General features: G+C 55.9%; 4 protein-coding genes. 1 reads left to right on the top strand and 3 read right to left on the bottom strand.

Features of this window, described 5'->3' with window-relative positions:
- Nucleotides 1–528: 528 nt before the first annotated feature.
- Nucleotides 529–1,521: an aldo/keto reductase gene (locus tag ACF8D4_RS09130; protein WP_044735128.1), complete on the bottom strand. Its 993-nt coding sequence runs from the start codon at nt 1,519–1,521 to the stop codon at nt 529–531.
- Nucleotides 1,522–1,617: 96 nt separating this feature from the next.
- On the opposite strand from ACF8D4_RS09130, the gene ACF8D4_RS09125 reads away from it, so the two are divergent.
- Nucleotides 1,618–2,550, top strand: a complete 933-nt coding sequence (locus tag ACF8D4_RS09125; RefSeq protein ID WP_392464963.1) for a LysR family transcriptional regulator — start codon at nt 1,618–1,620, stop codon at nt 2,548–2,550.
- Between the two features lie 63 nt (nt 2,551–2,613).
- Here ACF8D4_RS09125 and ACF8D4_RS09120 read toward each other — a convergent pair whose 3' ends face one another.
- Together ACF8D4_RS09120 and acnA are read right to left on the bottom strand one after the other, a co-directional pair.
- Complete coding sequence (locus ACF8D4_RS09120) at nt 2,614–3,087, bottom strand: hypothetical protein (RefSeq protein WP_025889971.1); 474 nt, start codon at nt 3,085–3,087, stop codon at nt 2,614–2,616.
- Between the two features lie 120 nt (nt 3,088–3,207).
- On the bottom strand, nt 3,208–5,880 hold the full coding sequence (acnA, locus tag ACF8D4_RS09115) for an aconitate hydratase AcnA (protein WP_392464961.1): 2,673 nt from the start codon (nt 5,878–5,880) through the stop codon (nt 3,208–3,210).
- Between the last annotated feature and the right edge of the window lie 120 nt (nt 5,881–6,000).

Here is a 6,000-nt window from a genome sequence, read left to right as displayed (position 1 = left end):
AGGGATGGGTTTACAATAACTTCCCTGTTTAACGGCCAGCTCACCATCCCTGGCTCGCGCTCGAAAGCATGTTGCTGCGCAACTCTCGCCGTGTCACAGGATCGCCTGTGCGAGAGGCCGTTCTCGGACGTCCTGTCCTTCACGGCATTCAGGCTTCCTGCCTATCCGCACCGCAGGTGATTGGCTGCCGCTTAGTTGGCAGTTAGATACAATTTGGTTAACCACTCTTGGCTGAAAGCTATGATAGCCGCTGTGCCTGCGGCAGAAAGTTATGGTGTAAATGCCTCCATGCACAACGGCCACCTTGGCTCACACTCATAGACTTGTTGCTTAGTAACATTCGCCTTCTCGACCTTCGAACCCCGGCATCCATGCCTCGCTACACTATTATCATCAACGCCCTGCGACTACTCCAAAGCATATTCCTTGGTATTTGCAATGGCTTATTGTTAGGGTTAGGGGTTAGGCACAATTGAACTTGTGTAAAGCTCACCCCCAAGTAATGGGGATTAGCCAACCCCAGTACCACTACTCATTGGGTAACAACGGCATCATCTGTGCGCCATAACGGCTCCCAGCTACTGCTGTGATGGGAAACGCCTCTTCGATGGCCGCCAGCTCGTCTCGGCCTAGAGTCAGAGCGCAAGCCTGAATATTATCCTCAAGATAACGCCGCCGTTTGGTGCCAAACAGAGGGATTAGATGCTCATTTCGGCTGAGCAGCCATGCCAGCGCCAGCTGTGACGAACTGCAACCTCGGCTTTCAGCCAGTGCCTTGATGGCATCCACCAGTGCCAGATTACGTTCAAAGTTCTCCCCCTGAAATCTGGGATGAGAGCGCCTGAAATCATCGGCAGCAAAGTCGTCTATGCTGCGAATAGCACCACTGAGAAAACCTCTCCCCAGAGGGCTGTAGGCAACAAAACCTATTCCCAGCTCTTGGCAAAGCGGCAATACCTTGCTTTCAGGATCCCGGCTCCAGAGAGAATATTCGCTCTGCACTGCTGTAATGGGATGCACCTTGTGGGCGCGGCGCAGCCTGTCGCTGTCCACTTCACTCAAACCCAGATAGCGCACCTTGCCCTGCTGCACCAACTCGGCCATGGCACCGACCGTTTCCTCTATCGGTACCTCGGGATCCATTCTGTGCTGGTAATAGAGATCGATATAATCTGTCCCCAAACGTTTGAGGCTGGCTTCCACAGAGCGGCGGACATACTCGGGGCGGCCATTGACGCCGCGCTTGTGCACATCTGCTTCATCCCTGACTATGCCAAATTTACTGGCAAGAAAGATCTGCTGCCTACGGCCTTTGAGCGCTTGTGCCAACAGTTCTTCATTGCGAAAAGGTCCATAAACATCGGCGGTATCCCAAAAGTTGACGCCGCGCTCCAGCGCCAGATCCAGCGTTGCCAAGGACTCTGCATCACTGGCCGGACCGTAAAACTCACTCATGCCCATGCATCCCAGCGCCAGCGCCGATACTTCCGGTCCCTTGCTACCCAGTTTTCGTGTTTTCATCTGTTACCTCCATTGAACTGCCAACAGCATCTTTGTTTTTACCTTTGGGATAAATAACGCTATAACAGCCAGTGTATTCCAAAATCACGAACAATCATGGATAGACTGCAAACCCTGAATATCTTTCGCCGGGTCGCCGAGACGCGAAGTTTCACCAAGGCTGCCAGTTTACTCAATCTACCACGCTCGACCGTAACCCAGGCGGTGCAGCGGTTGGAGCAGCAACTCAAGGTACAGTTGCTGGTACGCACCACACGACAGGTCAGGTTGACCGCACAGGGCGAACAGGTGCTGGATAAGGCCTCGGCGCTGCTGGCAGACTGGGACGATCTTCAGGGCCTATTTGCCAAAGAAAGCTGCCCGGCGGGGCTACTTAGGATCAACATGCCCGCCAGACTCGCCCGATTGCTTATCTTGCCGGCCTTACCGGAATTTCATCAATGTTATCCGGACATAGAGCTGGAGCTTGGCGTTTCGGATCCGCGCATCGATATCATAGGTGAAGGGGTCGACCTGGCACTGCGGGCCGGCACACTGGAGGATAGCAACCTTATTGCCAGAAGTTTGGGAAGCTTTGAGATAGTCACGCTGGCAAGCCCGGATTATCTGGCGCGCTTCGGAGTTCCGCAAACGCCTTCGAAACTCAGTAACCACAAGATGGTGGGCTATCTGTTACCCGCAAGTGGTCGTATCGAGCCGCTGGAGTTCAGGCAAGAGGGGAAATACCATCAATACACCTTGCCCCAAAGCATAAGAACCAATGGTACAGATGCCTATATTGCCGCCGGATTGGCAGGCTTTGGTCTTATCCAGGTACCCACTTATGGTATAGCGCCACATTTGCAAAGTGGCGCTCTGGTGCCAGTGTTACAGCAGTATCCGCCGCAAGCCATGCCACTGTCGCTTATCTATCCACGCAAACGCCACCCCAGCCACAGACTGAAGCTGTTCATCGACTGGCTAGTGCAACGCTTCGGCGACAAGTTACCACATGAGGCCGACTCGGTACCGCTAACCTGGGACAACTGACTTGCCTCAGTTCAGCTAAACCGCACTCAGACTCGAGTAACGACCGGCTTGCCGGGCAACAGGCTATTTCCCGGGGGCTTTTCCCGCTTCCAGCAAAGGCAAGCCGGCCTCGGTTGGAATATAGATGCGCTCGCCCTTGCCTTCCTGCAGCCCCTTGATCCACACGTAACGCAGATAGGCTTCATTGCCCTTGAGTGACTCGCCGATAATCTTGTTGGCCTCGGCAGCCGCCTTGGCGCGCTCGATATCGGCCTGCCCTTCGGCCTTGGCTCTGGCGATCATTGCCCGTCCTTCCGCTTCAGCCAGGGTGACTTTGGCCTTGGCCTGCATCAGGGCCGCCTGTTCCCGAGCCTTGGCTTCCTCAATCAGGATCTGCTTGCTCCACTCTGCTTCCTTCAAAGCGGCGATGCCGTCCAGCTCCAGCTTATAGACCTTGTATTTAGGCCAGGCCCAAAAGGCCAGTAAGATCAGCAGTATGGCAACGGCTGTCATCAGAGCCAGGCTGCCGAGGGCTACGGCTTGTTTGTTTTGGTACATGGGCACTCCTGCCACTTGAGATTATGCGGCATTTTAAAACATGGAGCGCTGTGGCACCACTTGGCTTTTCCCAATAAAAAACCGCACCCAAAGGCGCGGTTTTTGCCTGAAGCAGCTGGGCTATTCGGCGGCCAAACGCTCCAGCACATATGTCAGCACACCGCCGGCACGGTAGTAGGCAACCTCCATGCCGGTATCCAGGCGGCTGAGCAGTGCTATGGTTTTGGACTCTCCATTGGGATAATGGATCTGCGCCTGCAGCTTCTGGTTTGGCTTAAGCTCGCCATCCAAGCCGAGAATATCCACTGTCTCATCACCAGTCAGACCCAAAGTCTGACGGGTTTCCCCGGGCAGAAACTGCAATGGCAGCACGCCCATACCCACCAAGTTGGAGCGGTGAATACGCTCAAAGCTCTCCACTATGACCGCCTTGACCCCGAGCAGCAGCGTACCCTTGGCGGCCCAGTCACGGCTGGAACCTGTACCATATTCTTTACCGGCAATAACCACACTCGCCTGCTTTCTGGCGCGATAGGCCATGGCAGCGTCATAGATAAAGCGCACCTCAGATTCGCCCTGCATCCGGGTAACACCGCCTTCATGACCGGGCACCATCTCATTGCGGATACGGATATTACCGAAGGTACCGCGCATCATCACCTCGTGATTCCCGCGGCGTGAACCGTAGGAGTTGAAGTCCTTGTCAGCTACACCATGACCGCGCAGGTAATCGGCTGCCGGACTGTTTTTGGGGATCACCCCGGCCGGGGAGATATGATCTGTGGTGACAGAGTCTCCTAATAGCGCCAGAATCGCGGCCCCCTTAATGTCATCCGCATTACCGCCGTATTCGGCTTCGAAGAAGGGCGGTAACTGAATATAGGTGGAGGCGGGATCGAAGGCATAGGTTTTGCCCGAGCCCGAGTCGATGGCGCGCCAGGCATCATCGCCATGAAACACATCGGCATACTGCTGCTGGAACAGGCTGCGACTCACCTTGCCCATTACGGCGGCTATCTCGGCATTGCTAGGCCAAATGTCTTTAAGGAAAACCGCTTTACCATCGCGGCCTTGGCCTATGGGATCGCGACTGAGATCGATACGGCTGGTTCCCGCCAACGCATAGGCTACCACCAGAGGAGGCGAGCAAAGCCAGTTGGACTCCACCAAGGGGTGGATCCGCCCTTCGAAGTTACGGTTACCGGAAAGCACTGAACCCACATGGATCTTCTGTTCGCTGACCGCCTTGGTGACCGCCTCCGGCAAGGGGCCCGAGTTACCTATACAGGTAGTGCAACCATAACCTACCAGGTTAAAGCCCAGGCTATCGAGTGCCGTTTGCAGTCCGGCCTGTTGCAGATACTGGGTCACCACCTTGGAGCCTGGGGCCAACGAAGTCTTGACCCAGGGCTTGCGCTCCAACCCCAGTTCCACCGCCTTTTGTGCCAGCAACCCGGCTGCCAGCATCACCGCCGGATTGGAAGTATTGGTACAACTGGTAATGGCGGCAATCACCAAATCGCCATGGTGCATGGCAAGCTCGCTGCCTTCGAGTACAAACGCCTGCTCAAGCTCGCTGCGCCCCGAGAGACGAATGGCATCTTCGGCCGCCTGCTTGAGCTGACTGACGGCGACTCTGTCCTGGGGCCGCTTGGGCCCGGCCAGGCTGGGTTCAACACTGGCAAGATCCAGACTCAGGGTATCGGCAAACTCAGGGGCGCTATCGCCAGTCTCTCGCCACAGCCCTTGCGCCTTGGTGTAAGCCTCCACCAAGGCAACCGTCTGTTCATCTCGGCCACTGAGGCGCAGATACTCCAGTGTCTGCGCATCCACCGGGAAGAAGCCACAGGTTGCACCATATTCCGGTGCCATATTGGCGATGGTGGCTCGGTCGGCCAGCGGCAACTGATCCAGGCCATCACCATAGAATTCGACAAATTTACCCACTACCCCATGGCGGCGCAGCATCTCCACGACTCTGAGCACCAGGTCGGTGGCTGTAATGCCTTCACTGAGCTGCCCCTTGAGCTCGAACCCCACCACATCCGGGATCTGCATTGAGATGGGTTGCCCCAACATGGCCGCTTCGGCTTCGATACCCCCGACACCCCAGCCAAGCACCCCCAAGGCGTTGATCATAGTGGTGTGGCTGTCAGTGCCCACCAGTGTATCTGGATAGACCCAAGTGACTCCTTCTTCGCCAAGCCCCTGCCAGACACCTTTGGCCAGATACTCGAGGTTTACCTGATGGCAAATGCCGGTACCCGGTGGCACCACGGAGAAGTTATCGAAGGCGCCCTGGCCCCACTTGAGAAATTGATAACGCTCGAAGTTGCGCTGCATCTCAATCGCCACATTGTCCCGATAGGCATCCGGATTGGCGAACTTGTCGATGCTGACCGAGTGGTCAATCACCAGATCCACCTTGGACAGTGGATTGATTATTTGCGGATCGCGCCCTTTGGCCACCAGCGCCGCCCGCATGGCGGCCAGGTCGACTATCGCCGGGACGCCGGTAAAGTCCTGCATTAATACCCGCGCCGGATGATAGGCGATCTCCTGCTGGCTGCCGCGGCCGCGCCCCTTGGCAAGCGCCTGCAGATCGTCGATATCACAATGGTCGGTATCCAGATGCCGCAGAATGTTTTCCAGCAGCACCTTGCAACTCTTGGGTAATGCGGCAACCTCGGCAATTTCCGCCAAGGGCCCTTCATTGAGGCTGTAGTATTGGAATGAGGTGTTTTTGACGGTCAAGGTGCGTTGCGCCTTGGCTTGATATTTGACTTTGGACATCACTTCTCTCCCTACGTTGAGGTACGCCATTCCGTGCAGAAGCTGGCTCACCGAGCGAGAATGAAAAGGTATGGAGGCAAGTAGGACAATGGAAAGTTCATCGGGATAAATCGACATTGG

The sequence above is a fragment of the Shewanella sp. YQ_9 genome, from assembly GCF_043103185.1.
GTDB classification, from domain to species: Bacteria; Pseudomonadota; Gammaproteobacteria; order Enterobacterales; family Shewanellaceae; genus Shewanella; species Shewanella algae.
Note: the sequence above shows the minus strand (reverse complement) of the source record. Positions and strands in the feature narration are given on the sequence as shown.